This is a genomic window from Streptomyces ochraceiscleroticus, assembly GCF_000720485.1.
Classification (GTDB): Bacteria; Actinomycetota; Actinomycetes; order Streptomycetales; family Streptomycetaceae; genus Streptomyces; species Streptomyces ochraceiscleroticus.
Genome location: NZ_JOAX01000025.1, coordinates 183,382 through 207,241 on the forward strand (window position 1 = coordinate 183,382; position 23,860 = coordinate 207,241).

Consider the following 23,860-nt stretch of genomic DNA (forward strand, 5'->3'; position numbering starts at 1 on the left):
ACGCGATGTTCCGCCGCGCATTCTGGTTCACCACCGGCGCAGCCGCCGGGGTGTGGGCCACCAACAAGGTCCACCGCAAACTGCGCAAGCTCCAGCCCGACAGTCTCGCGGCCCAGGCCGCGGACAAGGCGGTGGAGACCGGACACCGGCTGCGTCAATTTGCATTGGACGTACGCGACGGAATGGCGGACCGTGAAGAGCAGTTGCACGAAGCGCTCGGTCTGACGGAGACCGGAGCGGCGCGCGAGCTGCCGCCCGCCCGGCCGGCCGCCGCGCTCGAACCGCACCACCCCACGACACGCATCACCCGGACAACCGGACCGAACCGAAACGAGGACCACTGATGGAGTCGGCTGAAATCCGCCGCCGCTGGCTGAGCTTCTTCGAGGAGCGCGGGCACACCGTCGTGCCTTCGGCGTCGCTCATCGCGGACGACCCGACGCTGCTGCTGGTCCCCGCGGGCATGGTCCCCTTCAAGCCGTACTTCCTCGGCGAGGTCAAGCCGCCCGCGCCGCGCGCCACCAGCGTCCAGAAGTGCGTGCGCACGCCGGACATCGAAGAGGTCGGCAAGACCACCCGGCACGGCACGTTCTTCCAGATGTGCGGCAACTTCTCCTTCGGCGACTACTTCAAGGAAGGCGCCATCAAGTACGCCTGGGAGCTGCTGACCAGCTCGCAGGACGACGGCGGCTACGGCCTGGACCCGGAGAAGCTCTGGATCACCGTCTACCTGGACGACGACGAGGCCGAGCGCATCTGGCACGAGGTCGTCGGCGTGCCCAAGGAGCGCATCCAGCGCCTGGGCAAGAAGGAGAACTACTGGTCCATGGGCGTGCCCGGCCCGTGCGGCCCGTGCTCCGAGATCAACTACGACCGCGGCCCCGAGTTCGGCGTCGAGGGCGGCCCGGCCGTCAACGACGAGCGGTACGTGGAGATCTGGAACCTGGTCTTCATGCAGTACGAGCGCGGCGCGGGGACCTCGAAGGAGGACTTCGAGATCCTCGGCGAGCTGCCCAGCAAGAACATCGACACCGGTCTGGGTCTCGAGCGCCTCGCCATGATCCTGCAGGGCGTACAGAACATGTACGAGACCGACACCCTGCGCGTCGTCATCGACAAGGCCACCGACCTGACCGGCGTCGCCTACGGTGCCGGCCACGACACCGACGTCTCGCTGCGCGTCGTCGCCGACCACATCCGTACGTCCGTCATGCTCATCGGCGACGGCGTCACGCCCGGCAACGAGGGCCGCGGTTACGTGCTGCGCCGCATCATGCGCCGCGCCATCCGCAACATGCGCCTGCTGGGCGCCACCGACCCGGTCGTCGCCGACCTGGTCGACGTGGTCATCAAGACGATGGGCCAGCAGTACCCGGAGCTGCTCCAGGACCGCAAGCGCATCGAGACCGTCGCCCTCGCCGAGGAGGCCGCCTTCCTCAAGACGCTGAAGGCCGGCACGAACATCCTCGACACCGCCGTGACCGAGACCAAGGCCGGCGGCGGCACGGTCCTCTCCGGCGACAAGGCGTTCCTGCTCCACGACACCTGGGGCTTCCCGATCGACCTCACCCTCGAAATGGCCGCCGAGCAGGGCCTGTCGGTGGACGAGACCGGGTTCCGCCGCCTGATGAAGGAGCAGCGGGAGCGCGCCAAGGCCGACGCCCAGGCCAAGAAGCACGGCCACGCCGACCTGTCCGCCTACCGCGAGGTCGCCGACAGCTCCGGCTCGACGGTCTTCACCGGCTACACCAACACCCAGGGCGAGTCCTCCGTGGTCGGCCTGCTGGTCGACGGTGTCTCCGCTCCTGCCGCCCACGAGGGCGACGAGGTCGAGGTCGTCCTGGACCGCACGCCGTTCTACGCCGAGGGCGGCGGCCAGCTCGCCGACACCGGCCGCATCAAGACCGACACCGGCGCCGTGATCGAGGTCCGCGACGTCCAGCAGCCGGTCCCGGGCGTCACCGTGCACAAGGGCTCGGTCCAGGTCGGCGAGATCACCGTGGGCTCGCCCGCGTACGCCGCCATCGACGTCACGCGCCGCCGGGCCATCGCCCGCGCCCACAGCGCCACGCACCTCACCCACCAGGCGCTGCGCGACGCCCTCGGCCCGACGGCCGCCCAGGCCGGTTCGGAGAACTCCCCGGGCCGCTTCCGGTTCGACTTCGGCTCGCCGACCGCCGTGCCCGGCACGGTCCTCACGGACGTCGAGCAGAAGATCAACGAGGTCCTCTCGCGCGAACTGGACGTCACCGCCGAGGTGATGAGCATGGACGACGCCAAGAAGCAGGGCGCCATCGCCGAGTTCGGCGAGAAGTACGGCGACCGGGTGCGTGTGGTGACCATCGGCGACTTCTCCAAGGAGCTGTGCGGCGGTACGCACGTCCACAACACCGCCCAGCTCGGCCTGGTGAAGCTGCTCGGCGAGTCCTCCATCGGCTCCGGCGTGCGCCGCGTGGAGGCCCTGGTCGGCGTCGACGCGTACAACTTCCTGGCCCGTGAGCACACGGTCGTCTCGCAGCTCACCGAGCTGGTCAAGGGCCGGCCCGAGGAGCTGCCGGAGAAGATCTCCGGCGTGCTGGCCAAGCTCAAGGACGCCGAGAAGCAGATCGAGCAGTTCCGCGCGGAGAAGGTCCTGCAGGCCGCCGCCGGGCTCGCCGAGGGCGCCAAGAACGTGGGCGGCATCGCGCTGGCCTCCGGCCGGGTGCCCGACGGCACCTCCGCCGACGACCTGCGCAAGCTCGTCCTGGACGTGCGCGGCCGGATCCCGTCCGACCGCCCGGCCGTGGTCGCCCTGTTCACGGTCACCAACGGCCGCCCGCTGACCGTCATCGCCACCAACGAGGCCGCCCGTGAGCGCGGCATCAAGGCCGGTGACCTGGTCCGTACGGCCGCCAAGACCCTCGGCGGCGGTGGCGGCGGCAAGCCGGACGTCGCCCAGGGCGGCGGCCAGAACGCCGCGGCCGTACCCGAGGCCATCGAGGCCGTCGAGCGGCTCGTGGCGCAGGCGGGCTGACCGTTGCGACGAGGCAGGCGGATCGCCGTCGACGTCGGGGACGCCCGGATCGGGGTCGCCTCGTGCGACCCCGACGGGGTCCTCGCGACCCCGGTGGAGACCGTGCCGGGACGTGACGTCCCGGCCGCCCACCGGCGCCTGGCGGCGATCATCGAGGAGTACGAACCGCTGGAGGTCGTCGTCGGCCTGCCCCGCTCCCTGAACGGGGGAGAGGGGCCGGCCGCGGCCAAGGTGCGGGCCTTCGCGCAGGAGATGGCGAAGAACATCGCGCCGGTGCCGGTACGGCTGGTGGACGAGCGGATGTCGACGGTCACCGCGGCTCAGGGGATGCGCGCCTCCGGCGTGAAGGCCAAGAAGGGACGTTCCGCCATCGATCAGGCGGCGGCCGTGGTCATCCTCCAGAGCGCCCTGGAAACCGAACGCACGTCCGGACAGGTCCCTGGTGAGAGCGTCGAGGCGGGCGGCTGATCGCGGTACGGTAACGTTCCGCGCGACCGGCCGCGTTCGAACAGTGGCTCGTGCAAGAAGAGGCGGTCAGTACGTCAGCCGCGCTGCCGACCACGGAGCGCACCGCCTCGCGGCTCTAGGGGATCGATGACTGAGTACGGCCGGGGCTACGGCTCCGAACCCTGGCATCCCGAGGACCCTCTCTACGGGGAGTCCTACGGTGACCAGGGCGCCTACGGCGGCCAGGCTTCCTACGGGAACCAGGACCCTTACGCGGGGCAGCAGCAGCCCGGCTGGGGCGCCCCCGGGCCGGAGCAGCAGCCCCACCACGAGTACGGCGCGTACGACGCGTACGGCCAGGCCGGGCAGCCCGGCGGCGTGCCGTACGACCCGTACGGTCAGCAGCACGACCCCTACGCCGGCGCGGCGCCGGACTACTACGGCACGCACGACGGCTACCCGCCGCCGCACCAGCCCCAGCAGATGAGACACGACCAGACGGCGCCAATGCCCGTCGTGCCCCCGGAGCCGCAGGCCGGCGACTGGCAGACCGCGGGGCACGACGAGCCCTGGCACGACGAGCCGGCCCGGCCCGAGCCGGAGCCCGAGCACGCCTTCTTCTCCGGCGGCGACGCGGACCACGACGCCGAGGACGACGATCCCGCACCGCGCGAGAACCGCCGGTCGGCGCGCGAGCGCCGCGGCAAGGAGCAGCGCCCGAAGCGGCGCGGCCGCGGGCTCGCCACGGTCGTCGTCCTCGCGGTGCTCGCCGGCGGCGGCTACCTCGCCTACGACCGCTTCGGCCCCGCGCCGGACTACGAGGGCGCGGGCACCGGCAGCGTGCAGGTGGAGATTCCGGACGGCTCGCCGGTGCTGCAGATGGGGCTGCTCCTCAAGGAGGAGGGCGTCGTCAAGAGTGCCGACGCGTTCACCGAAGCGGTCACCGAGAACGCCAAGGCCAAGGCGGGCCTCCAGCCGGGCGTCTACACGCTGCGCAAGGAGATGTCGGCGGCCTCGGCCGTGGCGCTGATGCTCAGCCCGGAGAGCCGCAACAACCTGACGATTCCCGAGGGCTCGCGCGCCGTCGCGGTCTACGAGCGCATCGACAAGAAGCTCGACCTGAAGGCCGGTACGACCAAGGGTGTCGCCGCGAGCCAGGCGAAGAATCTCGGCCTGCCGTCCTGGGCGGACGACGATCCCGACATAAAGGATCCGCTGGAAGGCTTCCTGTACCCCTCGACGTACGAGGTGAACAAGAAGACGAAACCGGCGGATGTGCTCAAACAGATGGTCGCGCGGGCCAAGCAGAACTACGCCCGTTACGACCTGGCGGGACAGGCGAAGAAACTCGGTCTGGATTCGCCGCTGGACCTCGTCACGGTCGCCAGCCTCACCCAGGCCGAGGGCACCTCGCACGACGATTTCCGCAAGATGGCCGAGGTCGTCTACAACCGCCTGGACCCGGGCAATTCCCAGACCTACGGCAAGCTCGAATTCGACTCGACGTACAACTACATCAAGAACCAGAGCGAACTCGACATTCCGATCAGCGCCATCAAGAACTACGACAACCCCTACAACACGTACTACTACAAGGGGCTGCCGCCGGGGCCGATCGGTAATCCGGGTGAGGACGCGCTGAAGGCGTCGATCAACCCGACCGAGGACGGCTGGTACTACTTCGTCGCCATCAACGGGAAGACGAAGTTCGCCAAGACCTACGCCGAGCACGAAAAGCTCGTCGAGGAATTCAACAAGACCCGCTAGAACCAAGACCCGCTAGAACGCTGAGGACGGACCGGTGTCGGCAACCCACCACAAGGCGGCGGTCCTCGGATCGCCCATCGCCCACTCGCTCTCGCCGGTGCTGCACCGCGCCGCGTACGACGAACTGGGCCTGGCCGGCCGGGAGTACGGCCGCTTCGAGATCGACGAGGCGGCCCTGCCCGGCTTCCTGGCGGGGCTGGACGACGCCGAGTGGGCGGGCCTCTCGCTCACCATGCCGCTCAAGCGTGCGGTCATCCCGCTGCTGGACGGGATCAGCGACACCGCCGCCGCCGTCGAGGCCGTGAACACCGTGATCTTCACCGAGGACGGCCACCGCATCGGTGACAACACCGACATCCCCGGCATCCAGGAGGCGCTGCGCGAGCGGGGCGTGACGAGCGTCGAGAGCGCCGCCATCCTCGGGGCGGGTGCCACCGCCTCCTCGGCGCTGGCCGCGCTCGCCCGCATCTGCACCGGCGAGGTGACCGTGTACGTCCGCAGCCAGGCGCGCGCGGACGAGATGCGCGGCTGGGGCGAGCGGCTGGGCGTCACCGTGCGCACCGCCCTCTGGGACGCCGCCGCGAGCGCCTTCGCCGCGCCCCTGGTGATCGCCACCACCCCGGCCGGGACCACGGACGCGCTGGCCGGCGCGGTGCCCGAGCGCCCCGGCACCCTCTTCGACGTGCTGTACGAGCCGTGGCCCACCGCGCTCGCGGCCGCCTGGTCGGCGCGCGGCGGCGCCGTCGTCGGCGGCCTGGACCTCCTGGTCCACCAGGCCGTCCTGCAGGTCGAGCAGATGACCGGCTGCGAGCGGGCCCCGCTGGCCGCGATGCGCAAGGCGGGCGAGGCGGCGCTGGCGGCCCGCTGACCGCCGCGTGCCGGGTCGCCGGCCGGGGCCGGACGCGGAGGCGGCGGTCCGCTCCCTGGACTGGCCGCCGGCCGCGGCGCCGGACGTGGGAGGATCAGGGGAAGACCGTACGCGCAGTACACGAGGAGCACCGTTGAGCAGGTTGCGCTGGCTGACGGCGGGGGAGTCGCACGGCCCCGCACTGGTGGCGACGCTGGAGGGCCTTCCGGCCGGCGTCCCCGTTACCACGGACATGGTGGCGGACGCCCTGGCCCGTCGCCGGCTCGGCTATGGCCGCGGTGCCCGTATGAAGTTCGAGCGCGACGAGGTGACCTTCCTCGGCGGCGTCCGGCACGGCCTGTCGCTGGGCTCGCCCATCGCGATCATGGTGGGCAACACCGAGTGGCCCAAGTGGGAAAAGGTCATGGCGGCCGACCCGGTCGACGAGGCGGAGCTGGCCGAGCTGGCCCGTAACGCGCCGCTGACCCGCCCGCGCCCCGGCCACGCGGACCTGGCCGGCATGCAGAAGTACGGCTTCGACGAGGCCCGCCCGGTCCTGGAGCGTGCCTCGGCGCGCGAGACCGCGGCCCGGGTGGCGCTGGGCGCCGTGGCCCGCTCCTACCTCAAGGAGACGGCCGGCATCGAGATCGTCAGCCACGTCGTCGAGCTGGCCGCCGCCAAGGCGCCGTACGGCGTGTACCCCAAGCCCTCCGACGTGGAGAAGCTGGACGCGGACCCGGTGCGCTGCCTGGACGAGGCGGCGTCGGAGGCGATGGTCGCGGAGATCGACCAGGCCCACAAGGACGGCGACACCCTCGGCGGTGTCGTCGAGGTCCTCGCCTACGGCGTACCGGTCGGCCTCGGCAGCCACGTCCACTGGGACCGCCGCCTGGACGCCCGGCTGGCCGGTGCCCTCATGGGCATCCAGGCGATCAAGGGCGTCGAGGTCGGCGACGGCTTCGACCTGGCCCGCGTGCCCGGCTCGAAGGCGCACGACGAGATCCTCGCGACGGACGACGGCATCAAGCGCGCTTCCGGCCGCGCCGGCGGCACCGAGGGCGGTCTGACGACCGGCGAGCTGCTGCGCGTCCGCGCCGCGATGAAGCCGATCGCGACCGTGCCGCGCGCCCTGGCCACCGTGGACGTGTCCACCGGTGAGGTCGCGCAGGCCCACCACCAGCGCTCCGACGTCTGCGCCGTGCCGGCCGCCGGCATCGTGGCCGAGGCCATGGTGGCGCTGGTCCTCGCGGACGCCGTCGCGGAGAAGTTCGGCGGCGACAGCGTGCCCGAGACCCGCCGGAACGTCGAGTCGTTCCTCGAGAACCTGGCGATCCGGTGACCGGTCCGGCCGTCGTCCTCGTCGGCCCCATGGGGGTGGGGAAGACCACGACCGGAATGGCGCTCGCCGAGCGCCTGGGCACCACCTTCCGGGACACCGACGCGGACATCGTCGCGGGCGCCGGCAAGCCGATCTCGGAGATCTTCATCGACGAGGGCGAGCCGCACTTCCGCGAGCTGGAGCGGCAGGCCGTACGCGCCGCGGTGAGCGAGCACGCCGGGGTACTGGCGCTCGGCGGCGGCGCGATCCTGGACGCCTCCACCCGCGAGCTGCTGTCCGGGCTGCCCGTCGTGTTCCTGGAGATGGGCGTGGCCGAGGCGGTCAAGCGGGTCGGCCTGGACGCGCCGCGGCCGCTGCTGGCGGTCAACCCCCGGCAGCGCTGGCGCGAGCTGATGGCCGAGCGCCGCCCGCTGTACATGGAGGTGTCCCGCGCCGTGGTGTCCACGGAGGGCCGTACCCCCGAGGACGTCGCCGAGGCCGTCCTCGACGCATTGGAGCTGAGGAAAGCATGACCGACGCACCCATCCGCATCCAGGTCGGCGGCTCGGCCGGTTCGGACCCGTACGAGGTCCTCATCGGCCGGCAGCTGCTCGGCGAGCTCCCGGGTCTGATCGGCAAGCAGACCAAGCGCGTCGCGGTACTGCACCCCGAGGCGCTGGCCGCCACCGGTGAGGCGCTGCGCGAGGACCTCGCGGGCCAGGGCTACGAGGCCATCGCGATCCAGCTGCCGAACGCCGAGGAGGCCAAGACGGCCGAGGTCGCGGCGTACTGCTGGAAGGCGCTGGGCCAGACCGGCTTCACGCGCACGGACTTCATCGTGGGCGTCGGCGGCGGCGCCACCACCGACCTGGCGGGCTTCGTCGCGGCCACCTGGCTCCGCGGGGTGCGCTGGATCGCCGTACCGACGACCGTGCTGGGCATGGTCGACGCGGCGGTGGGCGGCAAGACGGGCATCAACACCGCCGAGGGCAAGAACCTCGTCGGTGCCTTCCACCCGCCGGCCGGCGTGCTCTGCGACCTCGCCTCGCTCGACTCCCTCCCCGTCCACGACTACGTCTCCGGCCTGGCCGAGGTCATCAAGGCGGGCTTCATCGCCGACCCGGCCATCCTGGAGCTCATCGAGGGCGACCCGGAGGGCGCGAAGCGCCCCGACGGCCCGCACACCGCCGAGCTGATCGAGCGCGCCATCCGCGTCAAGGCCGAGGTGGTCTCCGGCGACCTCAAGGAGGCCGGTCGCCGGGAGATCCTGAATTACGGGCACACCCTGGCGCACGCCATCGAGAAGAACGAGCGGTACAACTGGCGTCATGGCGCGGCCGTTTCGGTCGGCATGGTCTTCGCCGCCGAGCTCGGCCGGATCGCCGGCCGGCTGGACGACGCGACCGCCGACCGGCACCGTGCCGTCCTCGGCGCGGTCGGCCTGCCGCTGACCTACCGGGGCGACCAGTGGCCCAAGCTGCTGGAGACCATGAAGGTCGACAAGAAGTCCCGCGGCGACATGCTGCGCTTCATCGTCCTGGACGGGCTGGCCAAGCCGACCGTGATGGAGGGCCCCGACCCGGCCATGCTCCTCGCGGCCCACGCCGAAATCGCCGCCTGACCCACCCATCGAACACCTTCAGCCGCCCCCGGCCGTTAGAGCCTGCACGGGAGCCCCAGCCGGGCGCCCGCCGCCTGGCACCCACTCTCGCGGCGTTGCCGAACCGCCCTAGTAGCTCCGCTACGAGGGCGGTTCGGCGCCTTGCGACAGCACGCACCAGACGACGTTCGCTGATCCGGCTGGGGCTCCCGCGCAGGCTCTGCCCTCAACTACGGCCGGGGGCGGTACTGTTCGATACCGTTCCAGCACCTCACCCCACGAGACGGAGAGCCACCGGATGCAGCACCCAGGGGGGGTTCCGCTGCCACCGCCTCATGTGCCGGGCAGCGCCGGGACCTGGACCGACCCCCAGGCCCGCTCCATACCCTCCGGGCCGCAGCGGCCCCCGGCACCGGCCGCGCCGCCGCAGGGGGCGCCCACGGGCCCGCCGCCTCCGCCGCAGCACGGCGCGCCGACCGGTCCGCCCCCGCCGCCGCAGGGCGCCCCGACCGGTCCGCCGCCGCCCCCGCAGGGCGCGCCCGCGGGCTGGGCCGGTACGCAGCAGACGCCGCGTCCGGAGTCCACGGGCCACATCCGGCTGCCCGACGGCAATCCCGTCGCGCTGCCGACCCCGCCGCCCGGCACGGTCCCCGACGCCGCGCACACCGCCGTCGCGGTGCTGCTCATCGGCCCCGCGGGCGCGGGCAAGACCAGCGTCGCCCGGCACTGGGCCGACCTCCGCCGGGTGCCCACGGCGCACATCAGCCTGGACGACGTACGCGAATGGGTACGGGCCGGGTTCGCCGACCCGCAGCAGGGCTGGAACGACCACTCCGAGGCGCAGTACCGCCTGGCCCGCCGCACCTGCGGCTTCGCCGCGCGCAACTTCCTCGCCAACGGCATCTCCTGCATCCTCGACGACGCCGTCTTCCCCGACCGCCCGGTCGTCGGGCTCGGCGGCTGGAAGCGGCACGTGGGCCCGGGACTGCTGCCCGTCGTGCTGCTTCCCGGCCTGGAGATCGTCCTGGAACGGAACGCGCAGCGCAGCGGCAACCGCCGGCTGACCGACGAGGAGGTCGCCCGCATCCACGGCCGGATGGCCGGCTGGTACAGCTCGGGCCTGCCGATCATCGACAACTCCAGCCACGACGTGGCGACCACGGCCCGGATGCTCGACGAGGTCGTGGCCCGCAGCCTGGCCAGCCCGCCGGCCTGGTGAGCGCGCGCCGCTGAGGCGCCACCGGCCGGTGGCCCGTCACCGGCCGGTGTCGCCCGCACCCGGCCGGTACCGGCTGCCCGCGCCCGGGCGGCCGCGAAACCCCCACAGACGCGCTCAAAGGGCGCGAGACCCATCGCACCCGTACGCTCGGTACATGCCAGACATGTACGCAACCCGACGCGCCCGGTTGCGTGACCGCTACGCCGCGGTCGGCACCGGCGCGGGCGCGACCGACACCGCCGCCGCGCTCGTTTCGAGCCCCGCCAACATCCGCTATCTCACCGGCTGCGCACCGCGCGGCGCGGCCCTGCTGCTGCACGACGGCGGCGACACGCTGCTGTGCCCCAGCGCGCCCACCGGCGACCCGTCGGAGGGCAGGCCCGCCGAGGACCTCCGGATCAGCCTGCTGCCCGCGCACACCGGCGACCCGGCCGTCGCCGCCGCCGACCTCGCCGCCAAGTCCGGCGCCCTGGCGCTCGCCGTGGAGGAGCACCACCTCACCGTGGCCCGCCACCGCGCGCTGCGCTCCGTCGCGCCGGAGCTGCGGCTGGCGGACCTGGGCTGCGCGGTGGAGGCGCAGCGGCTGGTCAAGGACCAGGACGAGATCGCCTGTCTGCGGATCGCCGCCGAGATCACCGACCAGGCCCTCGGCGAGCTGCTCGAATCGATCCTCGTGGGCCGTACCGAGCGCCATCTCGCCCTGGAACTGGAGCGTCGGCTCGTCGACCACGGCGCGGACGGCCCGGCCTTCCCGACCTCCGTCGCCACCGGCCCGCACTCCGGCCGCCCGGGCCATCTGCCCACGGACCGGCGGGTCGAGGAGGGGGATTTTCTCACCGTGAGCCTGGGCGCCGACTACCGCGGATACCGTTGCGAGATCGGCCGTACGTTCGTCATCGGCACCACGCCCGCCGACTGGCAGATCGAGCTGTACGACCTCGTCTTCGCAGCCCAGCGGGCCGGCCGGGAGGCGCTGGCGCCCGGTGTCGAGTGCCGCGAAGTGGACCGCGCGGCCCGCCAGGTGCTGGCCTCCGGGGGCCACGAAGAGGGCCTCGGACCGTGGACCGGACACGGCGTCGGGCTCGAAATCGCCGAGGACCCTCAGCTGTCACCTGCGGCCATGGGTAAACTGGACGCTTGCGTGCCGGTCACCGTCGATCCTGGGGTACACCTCCCGGGCCGCGGCGGTGTCCGGATCGACGACACACTCGTCGTCCGCCCCGAGGCGGACGGCGGGCCAGAGCTACTCACGATCACGACCAAGGAGCTGCTCGCCCTCTGAGCCTTGACGGGCTCGGAGCGTGCGTCTTCCGGGTCCCCACCACCTGCAGTCCAGGAGATACCGCAACCGTGGCATCCACGAACGACCTCAAGAACGGCATGGTGCTCAAGCTCGAAGGGGGCCAGCTGTGGTCCGTTGTCGAGTTCCAGCACGTCAAGCCCGGCAAGGGCCCGGCCTTCGTCCGTACCAAGCTGAAGAACGTGCTCTCCGGCAAGGTGGTGGACAAGACCTTCAACGCCGGCGTCAAGGTCGAAACTGCCAACGTCGACAAGCGCGGGATGCAGTTCTCGTACATGGACGGCGAGTACTTCGTCTTCATGGACATGGACACCTTCGACCAGCTCCACATCGACCGCAAGACCGTCGGTGACGCCGCGAACTACCTCATCGAGGGCTTCGAGGCCGTCGTGGCGCAGCACGACGGCGAGGTGCTCTACGTCGAGCTGCCCGCCGCGGTCGAGCTGTCCATCAAGGAGACCGAGCCGGGCGTCCAGGGCGACCGCTCCACCGGCGGCACCAAGCCCGCCACGCTGGAGACCGACCACGTCATCCAGGTCCCGCTCTTCATCACCACGGGTGAGAAGATCAAGGTCGACACCCGCTCCGGCGAGTACCTCGGTCGGGTGAACAGCTAACCGTGGCTGCCCGTAACAAGGCCCGTAAGCGCGCCTTCCAGATCCTCTTCGAGGCCGACCAGCGCGGCGCCGACGTGCAGACCGTGCTCGCGGACTGGATGCGGCACGCCCGGACCGACACCCGGCAGCCCCCGGTCAACGAGTACACCCTCGAACTGGTCGAGGGGTACGCGGACCACGTCGAGCGCATCGACGAGCTGATCTCCACGTACGCGGTCGGCTGGACGCTCGACCGGATGCCGGTCGTCGACCGCAACATCCTGCGGCTCGGCGCCTATGAGCTCATCTGGGTGGACGCGACCCCCGACGCGGTCGTGATAGACGAGGCCGTGCAGTTGGCCAAGGAGTTCTCCACCGACGATTCGCCGTCCTTCGTGAACGGCATGCTCGGCCGCCTGAAGGACATGAAGCCGAGCCTGCGCCGGTCCTGACGGCCGCCCCGCCAGGTCCCGCACGCATCCACCGGGCCCGGAGAGAGAAGACGGTTCTGCCGCTTCCTTCTCCGGGCCCGGTGCCGTTTTCCGGGGCCTCCGGGCTGCGTCCGCTCCCTGGCCGCCGGCCCGCTCACCGCCCGCTCGCCCGCCTCGCTCGTCGGTCCGCTCGCCGCCCGTTCACCGCCCGTGAGCGTGCGCCCCGAACGCGCGGGCGTGCTGCGCCTGTAGTGCTCCGCCCCGCGACGGCGTACGCCGCCTGAGGCGCCGCCTCGGGCCTCTGTGGACTGCGGGGGGTAACTGCGGCCGTGGTCCGGCCGCCGGGCCCCATGCCGGGAGCACGAACGCCTCGGGGCGGGAGCCGTACTGGCTCCCGCCCCGAGGCGTTTCGTTTCTGCTGTGGGCCCGCCGGGCTCAGAGGTCCTCGTGCTGGACCGCGCGGCGCGCGTCGGCGTCCAGGACGCCCCAGCTGATGAGCTGCTCGGTGAGGACCGAGGGGGACTGGTCGTAGATGACCGCGAGCGTGCGGAGGTCGTCCTGGCGGATCGAGAGGACCTTGCCGTTGTAGTCGCCGCGCTGGCTCTGGATGGTCGCGGCATACCGCTGCAGCGGGCCGGCCTTCTCCTGCGGGACGTGGGCGAGCCGCTCGAGGTCCAGCACCAGCTTCGGCGGCGGCTCGGCGGCGCCGCCCGGGGTCGTGCCCGGAAGGAGCTCCTGGACCGGCACGCCGTAGAAGTCGGCCAGCTCGGCGAGGCGCTGCACGGTCACGGCACGGTCGCCGCGCTCGTACGAGCCCACCACCACGGCCTTCCAGCGGCCCTGGGACTTCTCCTCGACACCGTGGAGGGAGAGGCCCTGCTGGGTGCGGATGGCGCGGAGCTTGGCCCCGAGCTGTTTAGCGTATTCGCTGGACATAAAGCTCCCCAGACAACTGTGTCGATATGCGGCTCCGCCGCGGACTGGTAACTCACTGTGAGGTTACGCAGCGTAATTTGGCTTCGTCAAGCCGAATGAGGCATACCGCTGACCGCCAGGGGTGCTTACGGCCGATGCGTGGGCCCCTGGTACCGTGAATGCGGTAAATCCGACGTCCTTTAAGGTCCGTCCCGTGAGGCGGAGAAGGAGGTCCGTTTCGTATGGACGCAACACCCGCGACTCCGGCGCGCCCCGTTCTGGAAGGCCCGGACATCGCGCGCATGCTGACCCGCATCGCCCACGAGATCGTGGAGCGCGCCAAGGGCGCCGAGGACGTGGTCCTGCTCGGCATTCCCACCCGCGGCGTCTTCCTCGCCCGCCGGCTCGCCGCCAAGCTCGAGGAGATCACCGGCCGCGCGGTCCCCGTCGGCTCGCTGGACATCACGATGTACCGCGACGACCTGCGCCTGGGTCCCGCCCGCACGCTCGCGCGCACCGATATCCCCGGTGACGGCATCGAGGGCCGGGTGGTCCTCCTCGTCGACGACGTGCTCTTCTCCGGCCGCACGATCCGTGCCGCGCTGGACGCGCTGAACGACATCGGCCGGCCGCGCGCCGTGCAGCTCGCGGTCCTCGTCGACCGGGGCCACCGCGAACTGCCGATCCGCGCCGACTACGTCGGCAAGAACCTCCCCACGTCGCTGCGGGAGACGGTCAAGGTCCAGCTCGCCGAGGAGGACGGCCGGGACGCCGTGCTGCTCGGCGTCAAGCAGACCACCCCGGCCGGCGAGCGATAGCGCATCCCGCTACGGACCCGGTGTGCCCGGGTGCGTACCCATGCCCGCTCGACGGACATTCCCGTACACCTGCCTCACTCACGGAGATACCCGGATGAAGCGCCACCTCATCTCGGCCGCCGATCTCTCGCGCGATGACGCCGTCCTGATCCTCGACACCGCCGAGGAGATGGCCCGGGTCGCCGACCGGCCGATCAAGAAGCTCCCCACCCTGCGGGGACGCACCGTCGTCAACCTCTTCTTCGAGGACTCCACCCGTACCCGGATCTCCTTCGAGGCCGCCGCCAAGCGCCTCTCCGCGGACGTCATCAACTTCTCCGCCAAGGGCTCGTCCGTCTCCAAGGGCGAGTCTCTGAAGGACACCGCGCTGACCCTGGAGGCGATGGGCGCCGACGCCGTCGTCATACGGCACCACGACTCCGGCGCGCCGCACCGCCTGGCCACCTCCGGCTGGATCGGCGGCTCGGTGATCAACGCCGGCGACGGCACCCACGAGCACCCCACCCAGGCCCTCCTGGACGCCTTCACGATGCGCCGCCGGCTGGCCGGCGGCGAGGGCGACCTGAACGGCCGCCGCATCACGATCGTCGGCGACATCCTGCACAGCCGCGTCGCCCGCTCCAACGTCCACCTGCTGACGACGCTGGGCGCCGAGGTCACGCTGGTCGCGCCGCCCACGCTCGTCCCGGTCGGCGTCGAGACCTGGCCCTGCGAGGTCTCCTACGACCTGGACGCCGTGGTCGCCAAGTCCGACGCGGTCATGATGCTGCGCGTCCAGCGGGAGCGGATGAACGCCGCGTTCTTCCCGACCGAGCGCGAGTACGCGCGCCGGTACGGCCTGGACGGCGAGCGCATGGCCCGGATGCCCGGGCACGCCATCGTGATGCACCCCGGCCCGATGAACCGCGGCATGGAGATCACCGCCGAGGTCGCCGACTCGCCGCGCTGCACCGCCGTGGAGCAGGTCACCAACGGTGTCAGCATCCGCATGGCGGTCATGTACCTGCTTCTGGGCGGCAATGAGCCGGCCCTCTCGACCCCCAGTACGACCAGCACCACTCGCACCGAGGAGAACAAGTAACCATGGGCAAGACTCTGATTCGCGGTGCGAAGGTCCTCGGTGGCGAGCCGCAGGACGTGCTGATCGACGGCGAGACCATCGCCGAGGTGGGGACCGGGATCAGCGCCGAGGGCGCCGAGGTCATCGAGGCCGAGGGCAAGATCCTGCTGCCGGGCCTGGTCGACCTCCACACCCACCTGCGCGAGCCGGGCCGCGAGGACTCCGAGACCGTGCTGACCGGGACGAAGGCCGCCGCGGTCGGCGGGTACACCTCCGTGCACGCCATGGCGAACACCTTCCCGGTCGCCGACACCGCCGGCGTCGTCGAGCAGGTCTGGCGGCTCGGCAAGGAGTCCGGCTACTGCGACGTGCAGCCCGTCGGCGCCGTCACGGTCGGCCTGGAGGGCAAGAAGCTCGCCGAGCTGGGCGCCATGCACGACTCCGCGGCCAACGTCCGGGTCTTCTCCGACGACGGCAAGTGCGTCGACGACGCCGTGATCATGCGCCGCGCCCTGGAGTACGTGAAGGCGTTCGACGGCGTCGTCGCCCAGCATGCCCAGGAGCCGCGCCTGACCGAGGGCGCCCAGATGAACGAGGGCATCGTCTCCGCCGAGCTGGGCCTGGGCGGCTGGCCGGCCGTCGCCGAGGAGTCGATCATCGCCCGCGATGTGCTGCTCGCCGACCACGTCGGCTCCCGCGTGCACATCTGCCACCTCTCCACCGCCGGCTCCGTCGAGATCGTCCGCTGGGCCAAGTCCCGCGGCATCGACGTGACCGCCGAGGTCACCCCGCACCACCTCCTCCTCACCGACGAGCTGGTGCGCACGTACAACCCGGTCTACAAGGTCAACCCGCCGCTGCGCACCGAGCGCGACGTCATGGCGCTGCGCGAGGCGCTGGCCGACGGCACGATCGACGTCGTGGCCACCGACCATGCCCCGCACCCGCACGAGGACAAGGACTGCGAGTGGGGCGCGGCGGCCATGGGCATGGTCGGCCTGGAGACCGCCCTGTCCGTGATCCAGCACACGATGGTCGACACCGGCCTGATCGACTGGGCGCAGGTCGCCGACCGGATGTCCTTCCGCCCCGCGGCCATCGGCCGCCTGGAGGGCCACGGCCGCCCCGTCTCGGTGGGCGAGCCCGCCAACCTCACGCTGGTCGATTCCGCTTACCGTGGAGCTGTGGACCCCGCAGGGTTCGCCTCCCGCAGCCGGAACACCCCGTACGAGGGCCGTGAGCTGCCGGGCCGCGTGACCCACACCTTCCTGCGGGGCCGGGCAACGGTCGTGGACGGGAAGCTGGCGTGACACCTCATCTGACCTTGATCTCCCTGGCTGCCGGGCCGCAGTCCGCCGAGGTCACCAACTGGCCCGCGCGGATCGGCTGGGTCGTCGGCCTGCTGCTCTTCGTCGCGCTGCTGTACTGGCTGATGCGCGAGGGCTGGAAGTGGCGCGGCACGCTCCAGGGCGACCTGCCCGAGCTGCCGGTCACGCCGGACGAGCCCGGCGAGCCGCGGCTCACTATGAGCGGCCGGTACCACGGCTCCACCACCGCGGGGCAGTGGCTCGACCGCATCGTGGCGCGCGGGCTCGGCACCCGCAGCCGCGCCGAGGTCACCCTCACGGACCAGGGCGTGGACGTCGTACGGCCCGGGGCGCAGGACTTCTTCGTCCCCGCCGCCGACCTGCGCGGCGCCCGCCTGGACAAGGGCATCGCCGGCAAGGTCCTGCCCGAGGGCGGCCTGCTGGTGATCACCTGGCGGCTGGGCGAGAAGGAGATCGACTCCGGTTTCCGCTCCGACCGGGCCGCCGAGCACCCCGCGTGGGTGACCGCACTCAACGAGACCATCCAGCGCAACGAAGCGCTGACCAGCACGACCACCGAAACGGAAGGCGCACGATGACGACCTCCACCAGGGGAGCCACGAAGGTTCCCGCCGTACTCGTCCTGGAGGACGGCCGCAGCTTCCGCGGCCGTGCTTACGGGGCCGTGGGGGAGACGTTCGGCGAGGCGGTGTTCTCCACCGGCATGACCGGCTACCAGGAGACCCTGACCGACCCCTCCTACCACCGCCAGGTGGTCGTCATGACCGCCCCGCACATCGGTAACACCGGCGTCAACGACGAGGACCCCGAGTCCCGGAAGATCTGGGTCTCCGGCTACGTCGTCCGCGACCCCGCCCGGATCCCCTCCAACTGGCGCTCCGTCCGCACCCTGGACGACGAGCTGCGCGCCCAGGGCGTCGTCGGCATCAGCGGCGTCGACACCCGCGCGCTCACCCGCCACCTGCGCGAGCGCGGCGCGATGCGCGTCGGCATCTTCTCCGGCGACGCGCTGCCCGACGAGGGCACGCTGCTGGCCAAGGTCCGCCAGGCCCCTGAGATGAAGGGCGCGAACCTCTCCGCCGAGGTCGCCACCGAAGAGGCGTACGTCGTCCCGGCGATCGGCACGAAGAAGTTCACCGTCGCCGCGATCGACCTCGGCATCAAGGGCATGACCCCGCACCGCATGGCCGAGCGCGGTATCGAGGTGCACGTGCTGCCCGCCACCGCCACCGTCGAGGACATCTACGCGGTGCAGCCGGACGGTGTGTTCTTCTCCAACGGCCCGGGCGACCCGGCCACCGCCGAGCACCCGGTCGCGCTGATGCAGGCCGTGCTGGAGCGGCAGACGCCGCTGTTCGGCATCTGCTTCGGCAACCAGATCCTGGGCCGCGCGCTCGGCTTCGGCACCTTCAAGCTGAAGTACGGCCACCGCGGCATCAACCAGCCGGTGCAGGACCGCGTCACCGGCAAGGTCGAGGTCACCGCGCACAACCACGGCTTCGCCGTGGACGCGCCGCTCGACAAGGTCTCCGACACCCCTTACGGCCGCGCCGAGGTCTCCCACGTCTGCCTGAACGACAACGTGGTGGAGGGGCTCCAGCTCCTCGACCGGCCGGCCTTCAGCGTCCAGTACCACCCCGAAGCGGCGGCCGGTCCCCACGACGCCGCGTACCTGTTCGACCGCTTCGTTTCCCTGATGGAGGGCCAGCGTGCCTAAGCGCACCGATATCCAGTCCGTCCTGGTCATCGGCTCCGGCCCGATCGTCATCGGCCAGGCCGCCGAGTTCGACTACTCCGGTACCCAGGCGTGCCGCGTCCTCAAGTCCGAGGGCCTCCGCGTCATCCTGGTGAACTCCAACCCGGCGACGATCATGACCGACCCGGAGATCGCCGACGCCACGTACGTCGAGCCGATCACCCCCGAGTTCGTCGAGAAGATCATCGCGAAGGAGCGCCCCGACGCGCTGCTGCCGACCCTCGGCGGCCAGACCGCGCTGAATACCGCGATCTCCATGCACGAGCAGGGCGTCCTGGAGAAGTACGGCGTCGAGCTGATCGGCGCCAACGTCGAGGCGATCAACAAGGGCGAGGACCGCGACCTGTTCAAGGAGGTCGTGGAGGAGGTCCGCAAGAAGATCGGCCACGGCGAGTCCGCGCGCTCGTACATCTGCCACTCCATGGACGACGTCCTCAAGGGCGTCGAGGAGCTCGGCGGCTACCCCGTGGTCGTCCGCCCCTCCTTCACCATGGGCGGCGCGGGCTCCGGCTTCGCGCACAACGAGGAGGAGCTGCGCCGCATCGCCGGCCAGGGCCTCACGCTCTCCCCGACCACCGAGGTGCTCCTGGAGGAGTCCATCCTCGGCTGGAAGGAGTACGAGCTGGAGCTGATGCGCGACAAGAACGACAACGTCGTGGTCGTCTGCTCCATCGAGAACTTCGACCCGATGGGCGTGCACACCGGCGACTCGATCACCGTCGCGCCCGCGATGACGCTGACCGACCGCGAGTACCAGGTCCTGCGCGACGTCGGCATCGCGATCATCCGCGAGGTCGGCGTGGACACCGGCGGCTGCAACATCCAGTTCGCGGTCAACCCCGTGGACGGCCGGGTCATCGTCATCGAGATGAACCCGCGTGTCTCCCGCTCCTCCGCGCTCGCCTCGAAGGCCACCGGCTTCCCGATCGCCAAGATCGCCGCCCGGCTCGCCGTCGGCTACACGCTGGACGAGATCCCGAACGACATCACCGAGAAGACCCCGGCGTCCTTCGAGCCCACGCTCGACTACGTCGTGGTCAAGGTGCCGCGCTTCGCCTTCGAGAAGTTCCCGGCCGCCGACGCCACGCTGACCACGACCATGAAGTCGGTCGGCGAGGCCATGGCCATCGGCCGGAACTTCACCGAGGCGCTGAACAAGGCGCTGCGCTCGACCGAGAAGAAGGGCAGCCAGTTCACCTTCGCCGGCGAGCCCGGTGACAAGACCGAGCTGCTGGCCAAGGCGCAGGTCCCGACCGACGGCCGGATCAACACCGTCATGCAGGCGATCCGCGCCGGGGCCACCCCGCAGGAGGTCTTCGACGCGACCAAGATCGACCCGTGGTTCGTCGACCAGCTCTTCCTGGTCAAGGAGATCGCCGACGAGATCGCGGCCGCCGACAAGCTCGGCCCCGAGATCCTCGCCGAGGCCAAGCGGCACGGCTTCTCCGACCACCAGATCGCCGAGATCCGCGAGCTGCGCGAGGACGTCGTCCGCGAGGTCCGGCACGCGCTCGGCGTCCGCCCGGTCTACAAGACGGTCGACACCTGCGCCGCCGAGTTCGCCGCGAAGACGCCGTACTTCTACTCCTCGTACGACGAGGAGACCGAGGTCGCGCCGCGCGAGAAGCCCGCGGTGATCATCCTGGGCTCCGGCCCGAACCGCATCGGCCAGGGCATCGAGTTCGACTACTCCTGCGTCCACGCCTCCTTCGCGCTCAGCGACGCGGGCTACGAGACCGTGATGGTCAACTGCAACCCGGAGACCGTCTCGACGGACTACGACACCTCCGACCGCCTGTACTTCGAGCCGCTCACGCTCGAGGACGTGCTGGAGATCGTGTACGCCGAGCAGGCCGCGGGCCCGGTCGCGGGCGTCATCGTGCAGCTCGGCGGCCAGACCCCGCTGGGCCTCGCGCAGGCCCTGAAGGACAACGGCGTGCCGATCGTCGGCACCTCGCCCGAGGCCATCGACCTCGCCGAGGAGCGCGGCGCCTTCGGCCGCGTGCTCACCGAGGCCGGCCTGCCCGCGCCCAAGTACGGCACCGCCTTCTCGTACGACGACGCCAAGAAGATCGCCGCCGAGATCGGCTACCCGGTCATGGTGCGTCCGTCCTACGTGCTCGGCGGCCGCGGCATGGAGATCGTCTACGACGAGCCCTCGCTCGGCGAGTACCTGACCCGGCACGCCGGCCTCATCGACCAGCACCCCGTGCTGATCGACCGCTTCCTCGACGACGCCATCGAGATCGACGTCGACGCGCTCTACGACGGCACCGAGCTCTACCTCGGCGGCGTCATGGAGCACATCGAGGAGGCCGGCATCCACTCCGGCGACTCCGCCTGCGCGCTGCCCCCGATCACCCTCGGCGGCTTCGACATCAAGCGGCTGCGCGCCTCCACGGAGGCCATCGCCAAGGGCGTCGGCGTCCGCGGCCTGATCAACATCCAGTTCGCGATGGCCGGCGACATCCTGTACGTCCTGGAGGCCAACCCGCGTGCCTCCCGTACCGTGCCCTTCACCTCGAAGGCGACCGCGGTACCGCTCGCCAAGGCCGCGGCCCGCATCTCGCTGGGCGCGACCGTCGCCGAGCTGCGCGCCGAGGGCATGCTCCCGAAGACCGGCGACGGCGGCACGCTCCCCATGGACGCGCCGATCTCCGTCAAGGAGGCCGTGATGCCCTGGTCGCGCTTCCGCGACATGCAGGGCCGCGGCGTGGACACCGTCCTCGGCCCGGAGATGCGCTCCACCGGCGAGGTCATGGGCATCGACTCGGTCTTCGGCACGGCGTACGCCAAGTCGCAGGCCGGCGCGTACGGCGCGCTGCCCACGAAGGGCCGTGCGTTCGTCTCCGTCGCCAACCGCGACAAGCGCGCGATGATCTTCCCGGCCCGCGAGCTGGTCCAGCACGGCTTCGAGCTGCTGGCCACCTCCGGCACGGCCGAGGTGCTCAAGCGCAACGGCATCAACGCCACGGTCGTGCGCAAGCAGTCCGAGGGCGAGGGCCCGAACGGCGAGAAGACCATCGTCCAGCTCATCCACGACGGCCAGGTCGACCTGATCGTCAACACCCCGTACGGCACGGGTGGCCGCCTCGACGGCTACGACATCCGTACGGCGGCGGTGGCCCGCTCCGTGCCCTGCCTGACCACGGTCCAGGCCCTCGCGGCCGCCGTCCAGGGCATCGAGGCGGTCTCCCGCGGCGAGGTGGGCGTGCGCTCCCTCCAGGAGCACGCGGAGCACCTGACCGCGGCGCGCGACTAAGCAGCCGGCCGATCGAGGGGGACACCGGACCACGGTGTCCCCCTCTGCATGAGGACATTCCTGTGTACAAGCTGTTCTTCAACCTGATCTTCAAGCGGATGGACCCCGAACAGGCCCACCACCTGGCCTTCGGCTGGATCCGGCTGGCCGCCCGCGTCCCCGTCCTGCGGACCTTCGTCGCCGCCCTGCTCGCGCCGCGCTACAAGGAGCTGCGCGTCGAGGCCCTGGGGCGCCGGATGCACGGCCCCTTCGGGCTCGCCGCCGGCTTCGACAAGAACGCCGTCGCCATCGACGGCATGACCATGCTCGGCTTTGACCACGTCGAGATCGGCACGGTCACCGCGCAGCCGCAGCCCGGCAACCCCAAGAAGCGCCTCTTCCGCCTCGTGAAGGACCGCGCGCTCATCAACCGCATGGGGTTCAACAACGAGGGCTCCGCGGCCGTGGCGGCCCGCCTGGCGGCCCGCAAGGCCACTTTCAGGACCACCCTCGGCGTCAACATCGGCAAAACCAAGGTCGTGCCGGAGTCCGAGGCGGTCGGCGACTACGTGACCTCGACCGAGCGGCTGGCCGGCCATGCCGACTACCTCGTCGTCAACGTCTCCTCGCCGAACACCCCGGGCCTGCGCAACCTCCAGGCCGTCGACCACCTGCGCCCGCTGCTCTCGGCCGTACGCGAGGCCGCGGACCGTACGGTCACGGACCGCCGCGTGCCGCTCCTGGTCAAGATCGCCCCCGATCTGGCCGACGAGGACGTCGACGCGGTCGCCGACCTCGCCCTGGAGCTGGGCCTGGACGGCATCATCGCCACCAACACCACCATCGCCCGCGAGGGGCTGGGCCTGAAGTCCGACCCCGCGCTCGTCCAGGAGACCGGCGGTCTCTCCGGCCGCCCGGTCAAGGAGCGCTCCCTCGAAGTGCTGCGCCGCCTGTACGCGCGCGTCGGCGACCGCATCACCCTCATCGGCGTGGGCGGCATCGAGAACGCCGAGGACGCCTGGCAGCGCATCCTGGCCGGCGCCACCCTCGTCCAGGGCTACAGCGCCTTCATCTACGAGGGCCCCTTCTGGTGCCGCGCCATCCACAAGGGCCTCGCCGCGCGCCTGGCCACGAGCCCGTACGCCACCCTCGCCGAGGCCGTCGGCGCCGAGCACAAGAAGGTGACCTCATGAGCCCGCAGCCCTTCGGCGCCCGTCTGCGCCAGGCCATGGACAACCGTGGCCCGCTCTGTGTCGGCATCGACCCGCACGCCTCGCTGCTGGCCGACTGGGGCCTGAACGACGACGTCGCGGGCCTGGCCCGGTTCACCCGTACCGTCGTCGAGGCGCTCGGCGAGACCGTCGCGGTCTTCAAGCCGCAGGCCGCGTTCTTCGAGCGCTTCGGGTCCAAGGGCATCGCCGTACTGGAGACCGCCGTCGCCGAGGCCCGGGAGCGGGGCGCGCTGGTCCTCATGGACGCCAAGCGCGGCGACATCGGCTCCACCATGGCCGCGTACGCCGACACCTTCCTCGGCAAGGACAGCCCGCTCTTCTCCGACGCGCTCACCGTCAGCCCGTACCTGGGCTACGGCTCCCTGAAGCCGGCCGTGGACCTGGCCAAGGAGAATGGCTGCGGCCTCTTCGTGCTGGCGCTGACCTCCAACCCGGAGGGCCAGGAGGTGCAGCACGCCGTACGGGGCGACGGCGCCACCATCGGGGCCACCATGCTCGCCCACCTCAAGGAGGAGAACGCGGGCGCCGAGCCCCTGGGCTCCTTCGGGGCCGTCGTCGGCGCGACGCTGGGCGACCTGTCCTCGTACGACCTCGCCGTGAACGGGCCGCTGCTCGCGCCCGGTATCGGTGCGCAGGGAGCGACCCCCGCGGACCTCCCGGAGGTCTTCGGGGCCGCTGTGCGCAATGTGGTCCCGAGCGTCAGCCGGGGTGTTCTGCGTCACGGTCCGGACGCCGCAGGTCTGCGCGATGCGGCGGCGCGATTCGCCGAGGATGTGGCCGCAGCGGTCGGTTAATGACAGCCACCGGCATTTTCCCCGGTGGTTTGGTACCGAAATGTCCTGGTCGGCAGAGGCTGACCAGGACTTTTCGTCTGTTCTCGCTGACTCTGGCGCCCTCGCCCGCTAGTCTCCGACGAGAGCACCGCACGTAAGCGCGTTGTTCGTTGCTCCGCAGGTGCGGGGCAACTAAGTT

The 23,860-nt window shown here is 71.3% G+C and carries 21 protein-coding genes; 20 read left to right on the top strand and 1 reads right to left on the bottom strand.

The genetic code is table 11. The annotated features are described in order from the left end of the window. Positions 1 to 5: 5 nt before the first annotated feature. From IG84_RS0128165 to nusB, 12 genes are all read left to right on the top strand, one after another. On the top strand, positions 6 to 344 hold the full coding sequence (locus IG84_RS0128165) for a DUF6167 family protein (RefSeq protein WP_031062840.1): 339 nt from the start codon (positions 6 to 8) through the stop codon (positions 342 to 344). After that, positions 344 to 3,013 (top strand): alanine--tRNA ligase, encoded by a 2,670-nt coding sequence (gene alaS, locus IG84_RS0128170; RefSeq protein ID WP_031062842.1) that lies wholly within the window; start codon positions 344 to 346, stop codon positions 3,011 to 3,013. The genes IG84_RS0128165 and alaS overlap by 1 nt, the downstream gene beginning before the upstream one ends. Positions 3,014 to 3,016: 3 nt before the next feature. Then, positions 3,017 to 3,481, top strand: coding sequence for a Holliday junction resolvase RuvX (gene ruvX / locus IG84_RS0128175; protein ID WP_031062845.1), 465 nt, complete (start codon positions 3,017 to 3,019; stop codon positions 3,479 to 3,481). Between the two features lie 126 nt (positions 3,482 to 3,607). Beyond that, on the top strand, positions 3,608 to 5,227 hold the full coding sequence (mltG, locus tag IG84_RS0128180) for an endolytic transglycosylase MltG (protein WP_031062847.1): 1,620 nt from the start codon (positions 3,608 to 3,610) through the stop codon (positions 5,225 to 5,227). Positions 5,228 to 5,261: 34 nt separating this feature from the next. Then, entirely contained in the window at positions 5,262 to 6,095 is an 834-nt protein-coding gene (locus IG84_RS0128185) for a shikimate dehydrogenase (protein WP_031062848.1), read from the top strand. A 133-nt stretch (positions 6,096 to 6,228) separates the two neighbouring features. Continuing rightward, on the top strand, positions 6,229 to 7,413 hold the full coding sequence (gene aroC, locus IG84_RS0128190) for a chorismate synthase (protein ID WP_031062850.1): 1,185 nt from the start codon (positions 6,229 to 6,231) through the stop codon (positions 7,411 to 7,413). Next, a complete protein-coding gene (locus IG84_RS0128195) occupies positions 7,410 to 7,925 on the top strand; it encodes a shikimate kinase (RefSeq protein WP_031062852.1) in 516 nt (171 codons plus the stop codon). The genes aroC and IG84_RS0128195 overlap by 4 nt, the downstream gene beginning before the upstream one ends. Beyond that, positions 7,922 to 9,013, top strand: a complete 1,092-nt coding sequence (gene aroB, locus IG84_RS0128200; protein ID WP_031062854.1) for a 3-dehydroquinate synthase — start codon at positions 7,922 to 7,924, stop codon at positions 9,011 to 9,013. The genes IG84_RS0128195 and aroB overlap by 4 nt, the downstream gene beginning before the upstream one ends. A 277-nt stretch (positions 9,014 to 9,290) precedes the next feature. Then, complete coding sequence (locus IG84_RS0128205) at positions 9,291 to 10,211, top strand: AAA family ATPase (RefSeq protein ID WP_031062855.1); 921 nt, start codon at positions 9,291 to 9,293, stop codon at positions 10,209 to 10,211. A gap of 154 nt (positions 10,212 to 10,365) precedes the next feature. Continuing rightward, positions 10,366 to 11,493, top strand: a complete 1,128-nt coding sequence (locus tag IG84_RS0128210; protein WP_030251606.1) for an aminopeptidase P family protein — start codon at positions 10,366 to 10,368, stop codon at positions 11,491 to 11,493. A 68-nt stretch (positions 11,494 to 11,561) separates the two neighbouring features. After that, complete coding sequence (gene efp / locus IG84_RS0128215; RefSeq protein ID WP_031062857.1) at positions 11,562 to 12,128, top strand: elongation factor P; 567 nt, start codon at positions 11,562 to 11,564, stop codon at positions 12,126 to 12,128. Between the two features lie 2 nt (positions 12,129 to 12,130). Further along, positions 12,131 to 12,559, top strand: coding sequence for a transcription antitermination factor NusB (nusB, locus tag IG84_RS0128220; RefSeq protein ID WP_031062859.1), 429 nt, complete (start codon positions 12,131 to 12,133; stop codon positions 12,557 to 12,559). Between the two features lie 414 nt (positions 12,560 to 12,973). Here nusB and bldD read toward each other — a convergent pair whose 3' ends face one another. After that, positions 12,974 to 13,474 carry a transcriptional regulator BldD gene (gene bldD, locus IG84_RS0128225; protein WP_030251597.1) on the bottom strand — a complete coding sequence of 167 codons (501 nt, stop codon included), beginning with the start codon at positions 13,472 to 13,474 and terminating at the stop codon, positions 12,974 to 12,976. Positions 13,475 to 13,695: 221 nt separating this feature from the next. Here bldD and pyrR point away from each other — a divergent pair, with 221 nt between their 5' ends. The 8 genes from pyrR (at position 13,696) to pyrF (ending at position 23,682) form a co-directional block, all read left to right on the top strand. Then, complete coding sequence (gene pyrR, locus IG84_RS0128230) at positions 13,696 to 14,271, top strand: bifunctional pyr operon transcriptional regulator/uracil phosphoribosyltransferase PyrR (protein WP_031062861.1); 576 nt, start codon at positions 13,696 to 13,698, stop codon at positions 14,269 to 14,271. A gap of 94 nt (positions 14,272 to 14,365) precedes the next feature. Next, positions 14,366 to 15,352, top strand: coding sequence for an aspartate carbamoyltransferase catalytic subunit (locus IG84_RS0128235; protein ID WP_031062865.1), 987 nt, complete (start codon positions 14,366 to 14,368; stop codon positions 15,350 to 15,352). Between the two features lie 2 nt (positions 15,353 to 15,354). Next, positions 15,355 to 16,641 (top strand): dihydroorotase, encoded by a 1,287-nt coding sequence (locus tag IG84_RS0128240; RefSeq protein ID WP_031062869.1) that lies wholly within the window; start codon positions 15,355 to 15,357, stop codon positions 16,639 to 16,641. Then, positions 16,638 to 17,237, top strand: a complete 600-nt coding sequence (locus IG84_RS0128245) for a PH-like domain-containing protein (protein ID WP_031062875.1) — start codon at positions 16,638 to 16,640, stop codon at positions 17,235 to 17,237. Before IG84_RS0128240 ends, IG84_RS0128245 begins: the two co-directional genes overlap by 4 nt. Next, positions 17,234 to 18,376: a glutamine-hydrolyzing carbamoyl-phosphate synthase small subunit gene (gene carA / locus IG84_RS0128250; protein WP_031062879.1), complete on the top strand. Its 1,143-nt coding sequence runs from the start codon at positions 17,234 to 17,236 to the stop codon at positions 18,374 to 18,376. Before IG84_RS0128245 ends, carA begins: the two co-directional genes overlap by 4 nt. Further along, positions 18,369 to 21,677: a carbamoyl-phosphate synthase large subunit gene (gene carB / locus IG84_RS0128255; RefSeq protein ID WP_031062882.1), complete on the top strand. Its 3,309-nt coding sequence runs from the start codon at positions 18,369 to 18,371 to the stop codon at positions 21,675 to 21,677. Before carA ends, carB begins: the two co-directional genes overlap by 8 nt. A 62-nt stretch (positions 21,678 to 21,739) precedes the next feature. Continuing rightward, a complete protein-coding gene (locus tag IG84_RS0128260) occupies positions 21,740 to 22,849 on the top strand; it encodes a quinone-dependent dihydroorotate dehydrogenase (RefSeq protein WP_031062885.1) in 1,110 nt (369 codons plus the stop codon). Further along, positions 22,846 to 23,682, top strand: a complete 837-nt coding sequence (gene pyrF / locus IG84_RS0128265; protein ID WP_031062888.1) for an orotidine-5'-phosphate decarboxylase — start codon at positions 22,846 to 22,848, stop codon at positions 23,680 to 23,682. Before IG84_RS0128260 ends, pyrF begins: the two co-directional genes overlap by 4 nt. Positions 23,683 to 23,860 lie beyond the last annotated feature (178 nt).

What these genes read in the sequence shown, in the direction of transcription:
- IG84_RS0128165 (WP_031062840.1), top strand. Translation starts at nt 6, where the DNA reads ATGTTCCGCCGCGCATTCTGGTTCACCACCGGCGCAGCCGCCGGGGTG.
- alaS (WP_031062842.1), top strand. Translation starts at nt 344, where the DNA reads ATGGAGTCGGCTGAAATCCGCCGCCGCTGGCTGAGCTTCTTCGAGGAG.
- mltG (WP_031062847.1), top strand. Translation starts at nt 3,608, where the DNA reads ATGACTGAGTACGGCCGGGGCTACGGCTCCGAACCCTGGCATCCCGAG.
- aroB (WP_031062854.1), top strand. Translation starts at nt 7,922, where the DNA reads ATGACCGACGCACCCATCCGCATCCAGGTCGGCGGCTCGGCCGGTTCG.
- IG84_RS0128205 (WP_031062855.1), top strand. Translation starts at nt 9,291, where the DNA reads ATGCAGCACCCAGGGGGGGTTCCGCTGCCACCGCCTCATGTGCCGGGC.
- IG84_RS0128210 (WP_030251606.1), top strand. Translation starts at nt 10,366, where the DNA reads ATGCCAGACATGTACGCAACCCGACGCGCCCGGTTGCGTGACCGCTAC.
- bldD (WP_030251597.1), bottom strand. Translation starts at nt 13,474, where the DNA reads ATGTCCAGCGAATACGCTAAACAGCTCGGGGCCAAGCTCCGCGCCATC.
- pyrR (WP_031062861.1), top strand. Translation starts at nt 13,696, where the DNA reads ATGGACGCAACACCCGCGACTCCGGCGCGCCCCGTTCTGGAAGGCCCG.
- IG84_RS0128235 (WP_031062865.1), top strand. Translation starts at nt 14,366, where the DNA reads ATGAAGCGCCACCTCATCTCGGCCGCCGATCTCTCGCGCGATGACGCC.
- IG84_RS0128240 (WP_031062869.1), top strand. Translation starts at nt 15,355, where the DNA reads ATGGGCAAGACTCTGATTCGCGGTGCGAAGGTCCTCGGTGGCGAGCCG.
- carA (WP_031062879.1), top strand. Translation starts at nt 17,234, where the DNA reads ATGACGACCTCCACCAGGGGAGCCACGAAGGTTCCCGCCGTACTCGTC.
- pyrF (WP_031062888.1), top strand. Translation starts at nt 22,846, where the DNA reads ATGAGCCCGCAGCCCTTCGGCGCCCGTCTGCGCCAGGCCATGGACAAC.